The 17,345-nt window shown below is 59.4% G+C and carries 15 protein-coding genes and 2 pseudogenes; 11 read left to right on the top strand and 6 right to left on the bottom strand.

All coding sequences use genetic code 11. From position 1 onward, the window contains the following. Nucleotides 1-46 precede the first annotated feature (46 nt). The 3 genes from E9677_RS16210 to otnC are packed head-to-tail and all read left to right on the top strand — an operon-like array spanning nucleotide 47 to nucleotide 2,979. Nucleotides 47-1,048, top strand: a complete 1,002-nt coding sequence (locus E9677_RS16210) for a LacI family DNA-binding transcriptional regulator (protein ID WP_136559128.1) — start codon at nucleotides 47-49, stop codon at nucleotides 1,046-1,048. Between the two features lie 27 nt (nucleotides 1,049-1,075). Then, nucleotides 1,076-2,341: a 3-oxo-tetronate kinase gene (gene otnK / locus E9677_RS16205; protein WP_136559127.1), complete on the top strand. Its 1,266-nt coding sequence runs from the start codon at nucleotides 1,076-1,078 to the stop codon at nucleotides 2,339-2,341. After that, nucleotides 2,338-2,979, top strand: coding sequence for a 3-oxo-tetronate 4-phosphate decarboxylase (gene otnC, locus E9677_RS16200; protein ID WP_136559126.1), 642 nt, complete (start codon nucleotides 2,338-2,340; stop codon nucleotides 2,977-2,979). The genes otnK and otnC overlap by 4 nt, the downstream gene beginning before the upstream one ends. Before the next feature lie 92 nt (nucleotides 2,980-3,071). Here the strand turns inward: otnC and E9677_RS16195 are convergent, their stop codons facing one another. From E9677_RS16195 to E9677_RS16185, 3 genes are read right to left on the bottom strand one after another with little or no spacing between them, the layout of a single operon-like run. Continuing rightward, nucleotides 3,072-4,133, bottom strand: coding sequence for an aldo/keto reductase (locus E9677_RS16195; RefSeq protein ID WP_136559125.1), 1,062 nt, complete (start codon nucleotides 4,131-4,133; stop codon nucleotides 3,072-3,074). 25 nt (nucleotides 4,134-4,158) lie between these two features. Further along, a complete protein-coding gene (locus E9677_RS16190; RefSeq protein ID WP_235882990.1) occupies nucleotides 4,159-4,845 on the bottom strand; it encodes an aspartate/glutamate racemase family protein in 687 nt (228 codons plus the stop codon). Continuing rightward, the gene (locus E9677_RS16185) at nucleotides 4,842-5,924 is read right to left on the bottom strand and encodes a LacI family DNA-binding transcriptional regulator (protein ID WP_136559124.1); all 1,083 of its coding nucleotides are present in this window, start codon (nucleotides 5,922-5,924) and stop codon (nucleotides 4,842-4,844) included. Before E9677_RS16185 ends, E9677_RS16190 begins: the two co-directional genes overlap by 4 nt. 185 nt (nucleotides 5,925-6,109) lie before the next feature. On the opposite strand from E9677_RS16185, the gene E9677_RS16180 reads away from it, so the two are divergent. From E9677_RS16180 to E9677_RS16150, 7 genes are all read left to right on the top strand, one after another. Further along, a complete protein-coding gene (locus E9677_RS16180) occupies nucleotides 6,110-7,132 on the top strand; it encodes an ABC transporter permease (protein ID WP_136559123.1) in 1,023 nt (340 codons plus the stop codon). A 30-nt stretch (nucleotides 7,133-7,162) separates the two neighbouring features. After that, nucleotides 7,163-8,173 (top strand): substrate-binding domain-containing protein, encoded by a 1,011-nt coding sequence (locus tag E9677_RS16175; RefSeq protein WP_136559122.1) that lies wholly within the window; start codon nucleotides 7,163-7,165, stop codon nucleotides 8,171-8,173. Nucleotides 8,174-8,279: 106 nt separating this feature from the next. Then, nucleotides 8,280-9,824: a sugar ABC transporter ATP-binding protein gene (locus E9677_RS16170; RefSeq protein WP_136559121.1), complete on the top strand. Its 1,545-nt coding sequence runs from the start codon at nucleotides 8,280-8,282 to the stop codon at nucleotides 9,822-9,824. After that, nucleotides 9,821-10,846 carry an ABC transporter permease gene (locus E9677_RS16165; RefSeq protein WP_136559120.1) on the top strand — a complete coding sequence of 342 codons (1,026 nt, stop codon included), beginning with the start codon at nucleotides 9,821-9,823 and terminating at the stop codon, nucleotides 10,844-10,846. The genes E9677_RS16170 and E9677_RS16165 overlap by 4 nt, the downstream gene beginning before the upstream one ends. A 14-nt stretch (nucleotides 10,847-10,860) precedes the next feature. Continuing rightward, nucleotides 10,861-11,862 (top strand): dihydroxyacetone kinase subunit DhaK, encoded by a 1,002-nt coding sequence (locus tag E9677_RS16160; protein WP_136559119.1) that lies wholly within the window; start codon nucleotides 10,861-10,863, stop codon nucleotides 11,860-11,862. A gap of 4 nt (nucleotides 11,863-11,866) precedes the next feature. Continuing rightward, a complete protein-coding gene (locus E9677_RS16155) occupies nucleotides 11,867-12,514 on the top strand; it encodes a dihydroxyacetone kinase family protein (protein ID WP_136559118.1) in 648 nt (215 codons plus the stop codon). Between the two features lie 31 nt (nucleotides 12,515-12,545). Continuing rightward, the gene (locus E9677_RS16150; protein ID WP_136559117.1) at nucleotides 12,546-14,153 is read left to right on the top strand and encodes an FGGY-family carbohydrate kinase; all 1,608 of its coding nucleotides are present in this window, start codon (nucleotides 12,546-12,548) and stop codon (nucleotides 14,151-14,153) included. Nucleotides 14,154-14,821: 668 nt separating this feature from the next. On the opposite strand, the pseudogene E9677_RS16140 reads toward E9677_RS16150, so the two are convergent. Continuing rightward, a pseudogene (locus E9677_RS16140) lies at nucleotides 14,822-15,104 on the bottom strand (IS3 family transposase); the annotation flags it as partial. Between E9677_RS16140 and E9677_RS16135 the strand changes: the two are divergent. Next, a pseudogene (locus E9677_RS16135) lies at nucleotides 15,093-15,233 on the top strand (integrase); the annotation flags it as partial. The pseudogenes E9677_RS16140 and E9677_RS16135 sit on opposite strands and share 12 nt — an antisense overlap. A 189-nt stretch (nucleotides 15,234-15,422) precedes the next feature. Here E9677_RS16135 and folD read toward each other — a convergent pair. Both folD and purU read right to left on the bottom strand, forming a co-directional pair. Then, nucleotides 15,423-16,322 carry a bifunctional methylenetetrahydrofolate dehydrogenase/methenyltetrahydrofolate cyclohydrolase FolD gene (folD, locus tag E9677_RS16130; protein WP_136559116.1) on the bottom strand — a complete coding sequence of 300 codons (900 nt, stop codon included), beginning with the start codon at nucleotides 16,320-16,322 and terminating at the stop codon, nucleotides 15,423-15,425. A 2-nt stretch (nucleotides 16,323-16,324) separates the two neighbouring features. Then, on the bottom strand, nucleotides 16,325-17,209 hold the full coding sequence (gene purU / locus E9677_RS16125; protein ID WP_136559115.1) for a formyltetrahydrofolate deformylase: 885 nt from the start codon (nucleotides 17,207-17,209) through the stop codon (nucleotides 16,325-16,327). Nucleotides 17,210-17,345 lie beyond the last annotated feature (136 nt).

Below are 17,345 nucleotides of genomic sequence, written 5' to 3'. Positions count from 1 at the left end.
CTGTCTTGGCCAATCGGGCAATGCGGCAGGGGAGGAGACGAAACGAATGCAGCCGGAGACGCCGACGCTCACTCATGTGGCTCGCCTGGCGAATGTCAGCGAGAACACCGTGTCACGGGTCATCCGCAACAAGGGCTCGATTGCACAGGAAACCCGCAAGCGCGTTCTCGACGCTATCGATACGCTCGGCTATGTGCCCAATCGGGCGGCCGGCTCGCTCGCCTCCTCGGCCTCGCTGATCATTGGCGTGATCCTGCCTTCGCTCTCCAACATCGTTTTCCCCGAGGTGCTGCGCGGAATTCATGCCGGTCTCGCCGACACGCCCTATCAGCCGATGATCGGCGTCACCGATTATGATCTCGGCAAGGAGCAGCAACTCGTCTCCTCGCTGCTCGCCTGGCAGCCGACAGCCCTGATTACCACTGGCTTCGAGCATACCGATGCCGCCCGCCGGATGCTGGAAAACAGCCGGATCCGGATCGCCGAGCTGATGGATATCGACGATCGACCGATCGATCTCGCGGTTGGCTTGTCCCACCGCCGGGCCGGTCGCGCGACAGCCGAGCATTTGGTGCAGCGCGGCTATAGCCGCATCGGTTATGTCGGTCACGACTGGACGGCCGACCGCCGCGCCCGCGCCCGCTATGACGGCCTGTGTGAAGCGCTGTCTGAAGCCGGCCTGTCACTCTCCGTCGAGAAGCGCCATGACGGGCCGAGCTCGACAATTGCCGGCCGCGACACGCTGGCCGGCCTGCTGGCCGATGGCGCTGTGGCCGATGCTGTCGTCTTCTCCAACGACGACATGGCGGTCGGCGGTTTCATGCATTGTCTGGGCGCCGGGATACCGGTCCCGGAGCGGCTCGCTCTCTTCGGTTTCAACGGGCTGGAGATCGGCCAGGCGCTGCCAAAGCCCCTATCGACCGTTCGCTCGAACCGCTTCAATATCGGCAAGACGGCCGTCAAAGCGCTTCTCGCCCAGGCCGAGCGGCCGGGCGAGGCGCAGATCATCGACACCGGATTTGCCATCATCGACGGCGCAACGGCCTGACCGCGCGCCAATTCACCGGAGACTGCCATGCTTTTGGGCGCCATTGCCGACGACCTGACCGGAGCCACCGACCTTGCGCTGATGCTGTCACGGGAGGGCATGCGGACCATCCAGACGATCGGTGTTCCCAAGGCCGGCCTTGATCTCTTGGACGTCGACGCGGTGGTGGTGGCGCTGAAGTCGCGCACCAATCCCGCAGCTGAAGCGGTCGCCATGTCGCTCGAGGCACTTTCCTTCCTGCAGACGGCGGGTGCGAAGCAGTTCCTGTTCAAATATTGCTCGACCTTCGATTCCAGTCCTGCTGGTAATATCGGTCCCGTCACCGAGGCGCTGATGCAGGCACTCAATACGGACCTGACGATTGTCTGCCCGGCCTTTCCGGCCAATGGCCGCACCATCTACAAGGGCCATCTCTTCGTCGGCGATCAGCTGCTCTGCGACAGCCCGATGCGCAACCATCCGCTGACCCCGATGACGGACAGCTCGCTCGTTCGCCTGATGGCTGGTCAGTCGCAGCTGAAGGTGGGGCTGGTGACCCGCGAGACGGTCGGGCAGGGAGCCTCTGCGGTCGCCGAAGCCTTCGAGGCGGCGCGTAGCAAGGGCGAAGAGGCGCTGGTCGTCGATGCGCTGACCGATGCGGATCTCCGGGTGATCGGCGAGGCCGCTGGTGGATTGACGCTGATCACCGGCGGCTCCGGCATCGCGCTCGGCCTGCCGGCGAATTTCCGCCGCGCCGGCCTGTTGCGACCTGCAGGAGACGCGCTCGCCTTTTCCGCGCCGGCGGGCCGGTCGATGATCCTTGCCGGGTCTTGTTCGGAAGCGACCCGCGGCCAGATCCGCACCGCAATTGACGCGGGGGTCCCGACGCTCAAGCTCGATCCTATGGCGATTGCAGAAGGTCGCTTCCCGGTCGAAGACGCCCTTTCGTGGGCGCTCAACCAGTCGGCACGGGCACCACTTATCTATTCGAGTGCAGAGCCCGACGAGGTAAAAGCTGCCCAATCTGCTCTCGGTCGCGAGAGGGCCGGATCGCTGATCGAGCATTTCCTGGCTGAAATCGCGCTTGGCCTGAGGGCTGCGGGTGTCCGTCGCTTAATCGTCGCGGGTGGCGAGACCTCGGGCGCCGTGGTCGGTGCGCTGGCACCCGATGCCCTCTTCATCGGTCCGGAGATCGATCCCGGCGTGCCGTGGACGCTGACGCTCGGACAGACGGAGCCGATGGCGCTGGCGCTGAAGTCCGGCAATTTCGGCGCTCCCGATTTCTTCCTCAAGGCTTGGGACATCCTGCCATGACGTCAATTCTTTCCGAGGAAACCCGTCTGCGCGATGAGATCGCCGAGGTCGGCAAATCCCTCTTCGATCGCTGCTTCACCTTCGGCTCGACCGGCAACATCAGCGCGCGGCTCTCGAACGGCGAGCTGCTGATGACGCCGACCAATGCCTCCATGGGATCGCTTGATCCGGCCAGGCTTTCGAAGTTTACGGCGGAGGGCGTCCATGTCGGCGGCGACAAGCCGACCAAGGAAGCTTTCCTGCACCAGTGCATGTATTGTGCACGCGGGAATTCAGGTGCTGTCGTCCATCTGCATTCGACCCATGCGGTCGCGGTTAGTATCCTTGAGGGGCTTGATCCCGACGACGTTCTGCCGCCGCTGACCGCCTACTACGTCATGCGGGTGGGGCGCTTGCCGATGGCACCCTACTTTCCGCCAGGGGACGCAGCGCTCGCCGAAGCCGTGCGCGAAAGGGCTGAGCATAGCCACGCTGTACTTCTGGCCAACCACGGCCCCGTCGTTGCGGGCAAGACGCTGAAAGAGGCCCAGTATGCGATGGAGGAGCTGGAAGAGACCGCCAAGCTCTTCCTTATGCTGCGAGGCGAGCGCCTGAGGCCGTTAACCCCTGAGCAGGTCGATGCTTTGCGCCAGACATAAGCCCGATCGTCTGCTGCGCGGGTAGGCCTCGTTTGGCCTTTCTCAGGATGTCTCTATGTCCCGCTCTTGCATGAATTGCAAATCTGGACCGCTCACACCATCCCGAGGTCGTCGAAGGATGCGTGCAGCGCCTGGTCCGCGGACGATAGTCGATCGGCCGCGAAATTGTGCTGATGCCAGTAGGGGTAGATGTAGGCTGGACGGCTGACGACATTCAGCCTGGACAGCTCAGCCTCCGTGAGCGTGAGGGTCGTCGATGCTATATTGTCCCGAAACTGGCTTTCGCTGAGGCCGCCAACCACAAGTGTTGCAACCGCGGGACGCGAGAGTGTCCAGGCGAGGCTGACCTGCGCGACGGATACATCCCGTGCCCTGGAAATATCTTCAAGAACATCGATGATTGTCCATAGACGTTCCTTGTCGCGGATCGGCGGTTCGCTCCAGCCCTGCGCCTGGCGAGATTCGTCTGGCGCCTTGTTGCGCCCGAACGCACCTGACAGCAGGCCAGCTGCGAGGGGGCTCCAGACCATCACGCCAAGACCTTGATCGACCGATATCGGAAGCAGCTCGTATTCCGCCTCGCGCGCTTCGAGCGTGTAGTGGATTTGCTGGGTGACGAAGCGTGGCAAACCTTTGCTCTCAGAGGTCTGGAGAGCCTTCATGATGTGCCAGCCCGAATAGTTGGAGCAGCCGATGTAGCGTATCTTGCCCTGCTCACGGAGTGCGTGCAGCGCCTCAAGCGTTTCCTCAAGAGGGGTGAGGCCGTCCCATTCATGTAGGAAGTAAATGTCGATGTGATCCCGCTTCAGTCGCTTCAGAGAACGTTCGCATTCGCGAATGATGTGATAGCGAGATGCGCCTTCATCGTTGGGCCCGTCTCCGATGCGCATCCGCGCCTTGGAGGAGATCAGGACGTCATTTCGCTTCGTTCCCAGCGCGTCGCCGAGGATCTCTTCTGACCGTCCAAGCGAATACATGTTCGCGGTGTCGAAAAGATTGACCCCGAGATCGATGCAGCAGTCGATCAGGCGGCTGGCCTCGTCGACATCCTGATTGGCGACCTTGGCAAAGCCGCCGACGCCACCGAAAGAGAACGTCCCCATGGATATCGCCGAGACCTTCAGCCCCGATCGACCAAGCGTCCTGTATTCCATCTTGTCCTCCTCCAAATCAGTTGTCTTACAGCCGCGAAAGGCGGATTCGTTCTGCGATGTAGTCCATTCCAAGCTCAGGGCTTGTAAGGTAGGTTTTGTTTCGCCCGCCCTGATCCAGGGCTCTCGCCATGGATGCTTGCGCCAGCACAACGAGTTCCACATCGCGTGACAAGTCTTCGAAGGCCTGACGTACGAGCATGTCGTGCCGCACCCGATCGCCACTCTTGAGAACGCTGAAGGCATCTCCGCAAAGCCTGGATACAAACGTACATCGTCGTCCTGCCTGATGAGCTGTGGCCTCAAGCAGTCGAATTGTTGGCTCAAGTGTGGTGCCCAAGGTTGCGAGGACACCGATCGTTGATGCCCGGCGAACAGCATTTTCTGCCATTCCCCTGTCGATCCGATAGAGCGGCGTGACGGTCCTGTGCGCCAAGGCGTCGACCGCCTCTCCGAGTGTTGAGCAGGTGACGATGATAGCACTGCTGCCGTTGGCGTTTGCCTGTTCGATGTGCCTCGCAAGGCAGTTGAAGACGTCCTGGTCGACATGACCCCGTGCTATTGTTCGCGACAGCAGGCTCTCGTCTGTCACCGCCTTCAGTTCCCAGTCCGGCAAGCGTTCGGAAGCAAGGGAGGCGAAGACCGGTTCCAGCGCTGCGACCGTGTGAATGAACGTCAGCTTGCGGAACGGTCTCATTTGTCGATCCGTCATCATTCGGCTGGCTGTTTTAGCTTTTGTGCGCCTCTTTTGCCTGTGCGCTGAGAGAGCTTTTCATGGCTGCCGCGCAGAACGAGTTCTGCGCCGACCTGAATCTTGACGGCTGGCTGAGGCTCTGCAGACTGAATTAGATCATCCAGAATGGTGACGGCGAGATAACCGATCTTGCGCTTGGAAACCTCGATGGTCGTCAGACCGGGATCCATTGTCGCGCTCTGGGGCAGGTTGTCGAAGCCGATGATCGAAACGTCATCGGGAATAGTCAGCCCGTGTTCGCGTAACGCCCGAATGAAGCCATAGGCGATGATGTCGTTGGTGCAGAAATAGCATTCTGCCAATTCGAGCCCGTCTGCGAGAAGCTGGCGCGTATCGCTGTATGCGCCATCGTAAGTCGATTCGACCGACAAAACGTCTGCCTCATCAACCGCCAGTCCAAGGCGTGCCATGTTCTTGAAAAACGCATCGCGGCGCAGCCGGAAGTTTGTCGTTTCCACATGCGACGCCACAAATCCGATGCGTCTGAATCCTTGCTGATGAAAGCGAGAAAGCACTTTATAGACAGCATCTTCGTTGTTCATGTCGACGAAATTGGCATCGAGGACATCGAAGAAGGTATCGATGAAGATGGTTGGATATCCCAAACCCTGGATGAGCCGGATATCGGCCTCGGTCAATTCGGTTCCGAGCGCAATGACACCCGATATCGGCGCGCCGGCGAGCGATTCTGCGACCGAACTGATCGGCTGCCCTTCGAAGCTGACGACCTCAAGAGTGTAGTTGCGCCTCGTGGCTTCGGCAGACATCCCGTCAATATAGTCGGAAATGAAGACGCTATGGTCACGGTTCACCGTGTGGCCGTGCTTGGCGATCTTCAGGAAACGCAGCGTCTCCCCGGGTTCTGCCGTCGTTTTGTTGGTCCTGGGAATATAGTTCAGCCTCGCCACGGCTTCGAGCACCTTGGCGCGTGTGATGCCGGAGATGTCGCCCTTTCCGTTCAGCACCAGAGATACGGTCGCTGCAGAGACGCCTGCGGCCTCCGCTATGTCCCTGATAGTAAGGTTCTTGCCGTTCTTCATCACTGTTCCGAATGCTGCATCTGCGAAATGATTTACTAAACAAAGTGACTGTTAAGTCGGATGTTTAAGGCAACTCTATTCCGATCGCAATGGAAATTGCGCACGAAATAGGGCTTGCAACGGAGTTTAGGCTTTGTTAGCGTTTAGTGAAGTCGTGAAACGTTCACTAAACATGGGAGGAGACCATGCGGGGAACCGGCGGCCAATTCATGATGCTTGTCGTCATGAACGCCATGCTGCTTGTGGCTGGAGTTGTGATCTCCGGCGGCTCCTTTCTTTCTGTGTTCAATCTGCAGTCGATGGCCGGTCAGGTGCCGGAAATCGGACTTCTTGCCATTGGCGTTATGCTCGCCATGTGTGCCGGAAATGGCGGAATTGACCTGTCGGGAATTGCGCTTGCCAACCTGTCGGGTGTGGTCTCTGCCGTTGTGATGGTTTCGATCCTGGGGCCGGCTGCCGATCCCACCACCTTCAGTATCGGATTCATGCTCGGCTGCCTTCTGGTGGGTTTTGCCGGCGGCCTGTTTAACGGGATGCTGATCGCCCGCTTCAACATCACCCCGATCCTGTGCACACTTGGCACGCAGATGGCCTTTATGGGGCTTGCCGTCGTCGTCTCGCAGGGACGCGCCGTGACAGTCGGTAGCCCAGCACTCTTGTCGAGCCTCGGCAATGACATGCTTTTTGGCGTGCCGATCAGCTTTGTCATCTTCATTGTCGTCGCGACCGCGGTTGGGGCCGTGCTGAAATACACCCCCTATGGTCTCTGGCTAATGCTGATGGGCACCAATCCAAAAGCTGCGACCTTTGCGGGTTTCCCCAAAAGCGCGGTCATTGTTGCGACTTATGCCTTGTCCGGGACCCTGTCTGGCCTGGCCGGCATCATCGTTGCCGCGCGCAACGTCAACGTGAAGTTCGACTATGGAAGTTCCTATTTGTTGATCGCAATTCTGATTGCGGTGATGGCGGGCGTTCGCCCCGAAGGTGGCTATGGCCGGGTCATCTGTGTCGTCTTGAGCGCCATCGCACTCCAGCTGATGTCCAGCCTCTTGAATTTCGGGGGTCTTTCCAACTTTGTCCGCGATTTCGCCTGGGGAGCGCTGCTTCTCACCTTCCTCGCGGTCGGCCGTTACGACGTGATCGGCTTCTTCGCTCCGATGCGTCGCACTGAAGATCCTTCGGCGTCGGTCCCTCAATCGCCGAAGTAATAAATCGAGGGAAAAATTGTGGAGGAAAGCATGAATTCGTTTACCAGGAGAATGATGGTCGGCACCGCAATAGCAGCGGTCGCGCTGGGAGGCTCGATCGGTGCACTCGTGGCGCAGGAAAAACCTGTCATCGCAACAGTGGTCAAGATCAGCGGTATTCCGTGGTTCGACCGCATGAACACCGGTGTAGTTGCCTACCAGGAGGCAAATGCCGACGTGGTTGCCACCCAGAGTGGCCCAGCTACGGCCGATTCCGCTCAACAGCTGCAGATCGTCAACGATCTCGTTGCCAAGGGCGTCAACGCACTCGCCGTTGTGCCGATGGATCCGGCAGTGCTTGAAGGTACGCTACAGCGTGCGATGGAACGCGGCATCGTCGTGGTTACCCATGAAGCAGACAACCAGATCAATACCAATGCCAATGTTGAAGCATTCGATAATGCCGACTACGGCGCAGCCCTCAACGAGCGTCTTGCCGAATGCATGGGCAAGGAAGGCAAGTGGACGACGTTTGTCGGCTCGCTTGGCAGCCGCACCCATATGCAGTGGGTCGGTGCCGGTGAGGAAAATGCCAAGAAATACGCTGGCATGCAGCTCGTCGACGCCAACAATGAATCCTTCGACGACGCAAATGCCACCTATGAAAAGGCCAAGGAAATCCTGCGCAAGCACCCCGACATCAAGGGTTTCCAGACCTCTGCCGGTAATGACGTGCTGGGTGTCGGTCGAGCCATCGACGAAGCCGGCCTGAGCGGCAAGATTTGCCTGGTTGGTACAGGTCTTCCCAATCCGTCTGCCGATCTTCTTGAATCCGGTGCGATTACCGCAATTGGTTTCTGGGATCCGCAAAAGGCCGGCATGGCGATGAACACGATCGCGAAGCTCCTGCTCGATAAGAAGGAGCTTACGGATGGCATGGATCTCGGTGTGCCCGGCTATGAGAAGGTCACCGTGAAGCAGGGCGCCGGCAAGGGCCTGCTTGTCGTCGGCAATGGCATGGTTCTCGCAGACAAGGCTACCTACAAGGACTTCCTGTTCTGATCCTCCCGTCAACAACGTGACCGGGAGGCAATCTCCCGGTCACACGACCGCAGCAGGGACGAAGCTGCGGACAACATGAGGGTCGTGCTCCGTGGTCGCAGTCGCAATGCAATATAATATCTGGCAGCCGAAAGAGCTGCTCAAACTAGAGAATATCGAGAAATGGTTTGGGGGCGTGCATGCCTTGCGGGGCATCAACCTTACCCTTGAGCGCGGACAGGTCTATCACCTGCTCGGTGAAAACGGCTGTGGCAAGAGTACGGTCATCAAGATCATGTCTGGCGCTCATCCCCCCTCGGCTGGCGAGATCATTCTCGAAGGCAAGCGGTTCCAGGCACTCACGCCGATCCAATCGTTGTCCGCTGGCATCGAGACGGTCTACCAGGACTTGTCTTTGCTGCCGAATATGACAGTTGCCGAAAACGTCGCGCTCACCGAGCAGCTTGTCTCGGCCGGCGGACGGCTCGCTCGCCTGTTCAGCATGAGCCAGCTCAATGAAACGGCCGCCCGTGCCCTGGTCGCCGTCGGACTGCCATCTGACCGAGCCTATTTGCAGGAGGTCGTTGCCGATCTGCCCCTGGCCGCGCGACAGCTCGTGGCGATTGCCCGCGCCATTGCAACACGCGCAAAGCTCGTGATCATGGATGAGCCCACGACGTCGCTCACGCGTCGTGAGGTCGACAATCTGATTGATGTGGTCGAGCGGCTGCGTGGTGAAGGCGTGACCGTGCTTTTCGTGACCCATAAGATCGAGGAATGCTACCGGATCGGAGGCAATGCGATCGTTTTTCGCGACGGTCAGTGCGTCGCGCAGGGCCCGATTGTTGACTATACCAAGGACGATCTGTCCGAGCTGATGACGGGACGTGCGATCACCGCCACCCGGTACCGCGAGACACGTCCCGAGGGAGACGTGTTCTTCGACATCAAGGACCTGCGCACAGAAAATGTCGAGGGAGTTTCGCTAACCCTCCATGCCGGAGAAATCCTCGGGATCACAGGCCTTGCCGATTCCGGTCGCAACGAGCTGGCTATGGCGCTTGCCGGTGTCATGCCGGTTACCGGCGGGACGGTGACGATGGACGGCAACAGTGTCCGCCTGTCTTCCCCCTCAGACGCCATCCGATATGGGATCGGTTATGTTCCCGAAGACCGTCTGGCCGAAGGCCTGTTCCTCGACAAGTCCATCCTGGACAACGAGATTGCCCTCATCGTCAGGGATCTCACCAATGCAATCGGCGTGATCGACAACGACAAAGGCAGGAAACTTGCCGATGAACTGTCGGCACAGATGCGCCTCAACACCAAGAATATCGATTTACCGGTCAGTTCGCTTTCAGGTGGAAACCAGCAGCGCGTCCTCATCGGACGCTGGCTCAGCATTGGTCCCCGACTGCTCATCCTGCATGGACCGACCGTCGGCGTCGATGTCGGTTCGAAGGACACGATCTACAGGGTCATCCAGTCGCTTTCGGCATCGGGCATGGGCCTCATCATAGTCAGCGACGATCTGCCGGAACTGTTGCAGAACGCCGATCGCATCTTGGTCATGAACAGTGGCCGGATCGTTTCAGAATTCGACGCGGTCACGGCATCCGAAGACGACTTGTACCGGGCCATGCTCGGCAGCACGAAGGTGGCTGAACAATGAATACGACAAGAGCGGATGCATCGCTATCTTCCGGTCGTGCCGGTGGTATCGGATCCCTGATCAGGCGGCGCCCTGAAACCATTACCTTTGCACTTCTGGTCATCATTTGTGTGGCTGTCTCAGTCGCCAATCCCGCCTTCCTGCAGCCCTCGACCCTCATCGATATCGGCCGTGCCAGTGTGGTCATGGGTCTCTTTGCGCTGGGCGTCTTTGTCATCCTTGCAGCCGGCGGCATCGACGTCTCGTTTACCGCCATTGCCGCCTTCACCATGTATTCGGTGACCCTCTTGGTGCAAACCTATCTGCCCGGCACGCCGATGATCCTGATCATCTTGATGTCGATGCTGGGCGGTGTGGTGCTTGGCGTGATCAACGGTCTCCTCGTCCATCACCTGCGGGTGCCGTCCCTGATTGTGACGATCGGCACCCAGTATCTGTTTCGCGGGTTCCTTCTGTCCTTCATCGGCACCGTTTGGATCATGTCGCTGCCGCCGCAAATGGGCGCCTTCGGCCGCATGCCGCTTTTGCAGTTCGAAACGGCAAATGGTGCGACCGTCACTTTGCCCTTCTACTTCCTCGTCCTACCGGCAGCAGCGATCCTTACCTGGTGGATCCTCAATCGAACACTGATGGGGCGTGCGATCTTCGCCGTCGGCGGCAATGCGAGTATCGCTGAGCGCTTGGGCTACAGCCTGCGCACCGTGCACCTCTTCCTGTTCGGTTATGCCGGGGCCTTGGCGGGCCTCGCCGGCATCATCCATGTCTGCGCCAACCGGCAGGCCAATCCCTTCGATCTCGTGGGAACCGAAATCAATGTGATTGCCGCTGTCGTTCTGGGGGGCGCCCGCATCACTGGTGGCACCGGATCGGTTCTTGGCACCATCCTCGGCGTTCTTTTGATCGTCATCATCAACAGCGTGCTTGTCCTCGTCGGGATCCCGAGCACCTGGCAGCGGCTAGTCGTTGGCAGTTTCATCCTGCTTGCCGCTGCCTTCTTCGTCACGCGTCAGCGCAAAAAGTAACAGTGGAGGATAAAGTGAAGAAGTTTCTCAACGATCCGGTCGACTTCGTCGACGAGATGCTGGAAGGCATCTACGCCGCCCATCCGATGGTGACTTACGCAAATGGCGACCTGCGTTGCCTCGTGACCGCAAAACCAAAGGCCGGCAAGGTTGGGCTGACCACCGGCGGTGGCTCGGGCCATCTTCCCACCTTCCTGGGATTTGTCGGCGACGGCATGCTTGACGGGGCCGCCGTCGGTGGCGTCTTCCAGTCGCCGAGCGCCGAGCAGATGTATCAGGTGACCAAAGCCGTCGATCAGGGGGCAGGGGTCCTCTACATCTACGGTAACTATTCTGGCGACATTATCAATTTCGACATGGCTGCCGAACTTGCGGACCTCGATGGGATTGCCGTCAAGCAGGTCGTCGGAAACGACGACGTCGCCTCTTCAATCGTCGGCGAAGAACACAAGCGCCGCGGAGTAGCTGGCATCTTCTTCATCTACAAGGCGGCAGGTGCTGCTGCTGCAGAGGGTCTTTCGCTGGATGAGGTGGCTCGGATCGCCGACAAGGCACGTTCAAGGACCCGGACCATGGGGGTCGCGCTGTCGAGCTGCGTCGTTCCGGAAATCGGCCATGCTACTTTCTCGATCGGTGAGGACGAGATGGAAATCGGCATGGGCATCCATGGCGAGCCTGGCATCAGCCGCAAGAAGCTCGCTCCCGCAGATGCCGTTGTCGACGAGATGATGGATCGGATCTTCAAGGAGACGGACTACACGTCAGGGGAAGATGTAGCGGTTCTGATCAATGGTCTCGGCGGCACCCCGCTGGAAGAGCTCTACATCTTGTTCCGCCGGGTGAGGCAGCTTCTCGATGCTCGCGGTGTAAAGGCCAAGCATGTCTGGATCGGGGAGTTCGCAACCTCGATGGAAATGGCGGGTGCGTCCATCTCGATCTTGCATCTGGATGCCGAACTCGACCGCCTGATGGCGGCGCCCTCCAACACACCGTTCTTCAAGCATATTGCGGGATAACGCCATGAGCCTCGTAAAACTGGACGCGGGCCACCTGATCGCCCTGTTCCAAAGCTGGCAGCAACTTTTTGCCGAGCAGCGTGAATTCCTTATCGCGCTCGATGGCAAGGTCGGTGACAGTGATCTCGGGATCACGATGTCCAAGTCTTTTGCCGCCGCCGCCGAAGCTGTCGCTGCCGAAGGCGCGGATGCTGGGTTGTCCAAACTTCTGCGGACCGCCGGTGCGACCATGGCCCGGACTGCGCCGTCGACCATGGGAACCCTGACGGCGACCGGCTTCTTGAGGGCGAGCAAGGCTGTCGAGGGACTGGATGCCTTGGACACGGCAGCACTTGCGCAGTTCTGGCGAGCCTATACCGATGGCATCGCTGAAAGAGGCAAGGCAAAGGTCGGCGACAAGACGCTGCTCGACGTGCTTGATCCGCTCACCAGGGCGCTCGAGGTCGAGGCTGAAAGAGGTGCGGATCTCACGGATGCGCTTTCCTCGGCTGTCAAGGCTGCAGAAGATGCGCTGGAGGCGACAAAATCGATGGTAGCCCAGCATGGAAAGGCCGCAGCCTTCCAAGAAAAGACCCTGGGACTTCAGGATGCCGGCGCAACCGTCGGACTTTTTCTGATTAGACGGATGGGCGAATTCGCGGCCAGCCAATGACATTGGGCGACCATAAGCAGGATTGACCGGAATGGCCAAGAGTTACGTCATCGGCGTCGATGTCGGCACGGGCAGCGCGCGTGCGGGTCTTTTCGACCTTGAAGGTCGCATGCTGTCGGTCGCCAAGCGCGATATCACGCTCTTCCGCGAGGCGGTTTCGATTGTCGAGCAGTCGAGTAGCGAAATCTGGAACGCGGTCTGTACGATCATTCGTGAAGCCGTGCAGGCAGCGGGCGTCAAGCCTGATCAGGTCGTCGGCCTTGGCTTTGATGCGACTTGCTCGCTGGTGGTGCTGGGCGAGGGCGGCAGACCGCTCGCGGTCGGCCCGTCAGAGGAAACAGAGCGCGACATCATTGTCTGGATGGATCATCGTGCCGTTGCCCAGGCCGAGCGGATCAATGCCATGGGCCATGACGTCCTGCGCTATGTCGGCGGTCGTATCTCGCCGGAGATGCAAACGCCGAAGATCCTGTGGCTGAAGGAAAACCGCCCGGCGACTTTCAGTGGCGCCTGGCAGTTCTTCGATCTCGCCGACTTCCTCACCTGGAAATCGACCAGCGACCTCGCGCGCTCCACCTGCACGGTGACTTGCAAGTGGACCTATCTTGCCCATGAGGCGCGCTGGGATCAAAGCTATTTCGAGACGATCGGCCTCCAGGAGCTGGTGGCCGAGGGCTTTGCCCGCATCGGCACTAAAATCGTCGAACCAGGCACCCGATTAGGGCAGGGACTTACGAACGAAGCCGCAGAAGCGATGGGCCTTAAACAGGGGACCGCAGTTGCAGCCGGTATGATCGACGCTCATGCGGGCGGGATCGGTACGGTCGGCATCGGCGGCAAGCCGGTGGAGAACCTGGCTTATGTCTTCGGCACATCATCCTGTACCATGACCTCTACGACGGAACCCGTTTTCGTGCCCGGCGTCTGGGGACCGTATTACTCGGCCATGGTCCCTGGCATGTGGCTGAACGAAGGTGGTCAGAGTGCAGCCGGTGTCGCGATCGACCAGCTCTTGTCCTTCCATCCGGCATCCATCGAAGCCACAGCCAAGGCGCGTGCCGAAGGCAAGTCGCTGCCGGCTTATATGTCTGAACAAGCAGCGCTGAAGGTCGGGAATTCTTCTGACGCCGTCGAGTTGGCTGCAGGCCTGCATGTTGTGCCGGAATTTCTCGGCAATCGAGCACCCTTTGCCGATCCACATGCTCGTGCGGTGATTGCCGGTCTCGGCATGGAGCATGATTTTGAGAGTCTCGTTGCGCTCTACATCGCTGGCCTTTGTGGCATCGGCTACGGCTTGCGCCAAATCATCGAGACGCAGGCAAATGCGGGGGCTTCCGTCAAGCGGGTGGTGATCAGCGGCGGTGCGGGTGCAAGCCCGCTGGTGCGCCAGATCCTGGCAGATGCATGCGCTAAACCGGTCGTGGCGCCGGCTGCCGAAGAGCCAGTCCTGCTCGGTTCAGCGATCCTTGGCAGCGTCGCTGCATCAGTATTTCCCGACGTTCATGCTGCGATGCGTTCACTGTCCAGGCGTGCCGCCGATTATGCGCCAGGAGGCCAGGAAGTGGCCGATATTCACGCCAGGCGCTATCAGGCTTTCCTAAAGCTCCAGGAGGTGTCGAGAACGATACGGTCTCTCTGACTTGCTTTGCTTATCTCCGCCGAGCAGGATTGATAAGCGGGATGGCCACCCAGAGCGACTCGTGACTCCTTCACCTGCTGTTCTGAAGTAGGTTCACCACGCCACTGTTCGTGGATTTACGAGGCGCGTGGCTCGCGAACCATGAAGGCTAGTTGGGTTGGGACAAGGCTTCTAATACCTTCAACTGAGTTAGATCCCAGCAAACGGCGGGCGGCCAGGAGACCGCTGGTAGTATGGCCATCACGCCCGCTCCTCGGTCGACTGCGTTAGCGTTATACCGATCTTTTGCCAAGGCAGCTTGATGCGCACACTCGTCACTTATCGCCAGCAGCCCCGCTACGGCGAAGTCTTAGGAAAAATCTCGTTATCTCTTCAGGTGTCGTTCGCATAAGGGCGCCACCTGCAATCTCGTCTTGCGTCCAGATCCATGTTGCCGCCGGGCCGTGCAACATGGCCCATTCTCCGAACGCCCGCTCCGATGCGTGCTCTGCAACATGCACCTTAACCTCCAGGTGGCGATCATCGCGCTCGCCAGGTAGATGTCTGCCCGGCAGATAAGGGCACCCGTGATGTCGTCCCGGACATTTGCGCGCCTGGCCTCCGTAAGGATTCCACTCAAAATCGTACTGTCGAAGTGGCCTGCTACTGGTTTTTGGACGCGAGTTAAGCTAATCCCACCTTGGTTTCAAAGTCATTGGGCTGAGATAGCCCAGTGGCGAGTGGCGACGCTTAGAATTGTAGAAGCGCTCGATGTAATCGAACACATCTGCTCTGGCGTCGTTCCTTGTGCGATAGACCCTCCGTGCTGTTCTCTCCGTTTTCAGGGATGAGAAGAAGCCTTCCATTGCGGCGTTGTCCAAGACATTTCCAGAGATGGCTCACGGAGAAGGTGATGCCGTGGTCGCTCGTGAGGCGCCGGAACTGCTCGCTCGTAGATTGGCTACCATGATTTACCAGGCCACCGGCAACCTTCGAGCCATCCAGATCCTGCTTGGCAATATCAAGATCGAGAACACAGTCAGGTATCTCCGCATCGACATTGAGGACGCACTAAAGCTGGCCGAGCGGACTGAGATCTGACAGGGGACGGGTCTGCACGTCGTGGGGCCGCTCGTTTCCCCTCAGTTTGTTCCGACGAATTTGTTCTGCTTCGCGCCTTCTACTCGGACATAGGGACAATAACTTAAACGCCCAAAAGCGGACGAAGAGGATCGAACAAGGGGGCCCGTAACCCGGGTGGGTTGCGTACCGAGAGCCCGGTAGCTCCACTCAGAACCTTGGCGCAGCGACACCCGCCCGGCGATGGGCGGCGATCACGGTATTGGCCATCAGCATGGCGATCGTCATCGGTCCGACACCGCCCGGCACCGGAGAGATGGCCTTCGCAATCGGCTTGCATTCGGCAAAGGCGACGTCGCCCACCAGCTTGGACTTTCCCTCGCCCTTTTCCGGAGCCGCGACGCGATTGATGCCGACATCGATCACGGTCGCGCCCGGCTTCAGCCAGTCGGCCTTGACCATTTCGGCTCGACCGACGGCAGCGACTAGAATGTCGGCCTGACGGGCGAGTTCCGGCAGATTACGGCTGCGCGAATGGCCGATGGTGACGGTGGCGTTGGCATTCAGCAGAAGCTGCGCCATCGGCTTGCCGAAGAGGTTCGAGCGGCCGATGACCAGGGCGTTGAGGCCGGACAGATCCTTGCCATGAATCTGGCGAACCAAGATCATGGCGCCGGCGGGCGTGCAGGAGATGAGCCCGGTCTTCAGGTCACCGGTTGCGAGTTTACCGGCATTGAGGATGTGGAGACCGTCGACATCCTTTTCCGGCAGGATCGACTGGATGATCGGCTCGCTGTCGAGATGCTTCGGAAGCGGGAGCTGGACCAGGATCCCGTCGACTGCGGGATCGGCATTCAGCGAGGCTACAAGCGCCATCAATTCGTCCTGCGACGTCGTTTCCGGCAGCGTGTGCTGGATGGAGTTGAAGCCGCACTGCTTGGCCATGCGGCTTTTTGCGCCGACATAAGCGTGGCTTGCCGGATCATTGCCGACAATGACGACCGCGAGACCCGGCTTGCGATGGCCGGAGCTTTCCAGCGTCGTTGCTGCTGAGGTTACCGCTTCGATCACCGAAGCGGCGGCTGCTTTTCCGTCGATGACAACTGTCATGATCACCCCATGCGCTCGGAGGCGTAGGAACCCGGGCTTGCCGGGAATACCACCGTGCGGTTGCCGTTGATGAAGGTGCGGTGGTGGATGTGTGCGTGGATCGCGCGTGCCAGCACCTGGCTTTCGACGTCTCGACCGATCGAGACGTAATCTTCCGCCGACTGGGCATGGGTGATGCGGGCAACGTCCTGCTCGATGATCGGACCTTCATCAAGATCAGCCGTGACGTAGTGGGCGGTTGCCCCGATCAGCTTCACCCCGCGCTCGAAGGCCTGCTTGTAGGGGTTTGCACCCTTGAAGGAGGGCAGGAAGGAGTGATGGATGTTGATGATCTTGCCGGACATCTTCTTGCACATGTCATCCGAGAGGACCTGCATGTAACGGGCGAGCACGATGAGTTCGGTGCCGGTCTGCTCGACGAGATCCATGATCCGTGCTTCCGCTTCCGGCTTGTTTTCCTTGGTGACCTTGATGTGGTGGAAGGGGATGTCGTGGTTCATGACGACCTTCTGGTAGTCGAAGTGGTTGGAGACTACGCCGACGATCTCGATCGGCAGCGCACCGATCTTCCAGCGGTAGAGCAGGTCGTTGAGGCAGTGGCCGAAGCGTGAGACCATCAGCAGGACCTTCATGCGCTTGGCGGCGTCATGCAGGTTCCAGTTCATGCCGAATTTCTCTGCGACGGGTAGGAAACCCTTCTCAAGCTTGGCTTCATTGGCGCCTTCCTCCGAGATGAAGGAAACCCGCATGAAGAACTGGCCGGTGTGGAGGTCGTCGAACTGTGAGCTATCGACGATGTTGCAGCCCTGCTCGGCAAGATAACCTGAAATCGCAGCCACGATGCCGCGAGTGGACGCGCAGGTTACGGTCAGCACATAGTTCTTCATCGATCAAAATGCTCCACATCGTTTGTAAATCAGAATTGGGAGTAAGTTAGAGAAGGAGGCGATACGAATTCCCCCGAATTGTATCGCCTCCGCGCGTCTGATGAGATGAAATCAGGCGCGCCAGATGCTCGAAGGC

It is taken from the genome of Peteryoungia rhizophila, assembly GCF_004912145.1.
Taxonomy (GTDB): domain Bacteria; phylum Pseudomonadota; class Alphaproteobacteria; order Rhizobiales; family Rhizobiaceae; genus Allorhizobium; species Allorhizobium rhizophilum.
This window is presented reverse-complemented; position numbering and strand designations above follow the sequence as displayed.

Excerpts from the sequence above, each read along its gene's own strand:
- E9677_RS16195 (WP_136559125.1), bottom strand. The coding sequence starts at position 4,133 with ATGGAATACAGGACGCTTGGTCGATCGGGGCTGAAGGTCTCGGCGATA.
- purU (WP_136559115.1), bottom strand. The coding sequence starts at position 17,209 with ATGAAGAACTATGTGCTGACCGTAACCTGCGCGTCCACTCGCGGCATC.
- E9677_RS16185 (WP_136559124.1), bottom strand. The coding sequence starts at position 5,924 with ATGAAGAACGGCAAGAACCTTACTATCAGGGACATAGCGGAGGCCGCA.
- folD (WP_136559116.1), bottom strand. The coding sequence starts at position 16,322 with ATGACAGTTGTCATCGACGGAAAAGCAGCCGCCGCTTCGGTGATCGAA.
- E9677_RS16210 (WP_136559128.1), top strand. The coding sequence starts at position 47 with ATGCAGCCGGAGACGCCGACGCTCACTCATGTGGCTCGCCTGGCGAAT.
- E9677_RS16175 (WP_136559122.1), top strand. The coding sequence starts at position 7,163 with ATGAATTCGTTTACCAGGAGAATGATGGTCGGCACCGCAATAGCAGCG.
- E9677_RS16155 (WP_136559118.1), top strand. The coding sequence starts at position 11,867 with ATGAGCCTCGTAAAACTGGACGCGGGCCACCTGATCGCCCTGTTCCAA.
- E9677_RS16165 (WP_136559120.1), top strand. The coding sequence starts at position 9,821 with ATGAATACGACAAGAGCGGATGCATCGCTATCTTCCGGTCGTGCCGGT.
- E9677_RS16170 (WP_136559121.1), top strand. The coding sequence starts at position 8,280 with ATGCAATATAATATCTGGCAGCCGAAAGAGCTGCTCAAACTAGAGAAT.
- E9677_RS16180 (WP_136559123.1), top strand. The coding sequence starts at position 6,110 with ATGCGGGGAACCGGCGGCCAATTCATGATGCTTGTCGTCATGAACGCC.
- E9677_RS16190 (WP_235882990.1), bottom strand. The coding sequence starts at position 4,845 with ATGATGACGGATCGACAAATGAGACCGTTCCGCAAGCTGACGTTCATT.
- otnC (WP_136559126.1), top strand. The coding sequence starts at position 2,338 with ATGACGTCAATTCTTTCCGAGGAAACCCGTCTGCGCGATGAGATCGCC.
- E9677_RS16150 (WP_136559117.1), top strand. The coding sequence starts at position 12,546 with ATGGCCAAGAGTTACGTCATCGGCGTCGATGTCGGCACGGGCAGCGCG.
- otnK (WP_136559127.1), top strand. The coding sequence starts at position 1,076 with ATGCTTTTGGGCGCCATTGCCGACGACCTGACCGGAGCCACCGACCTT.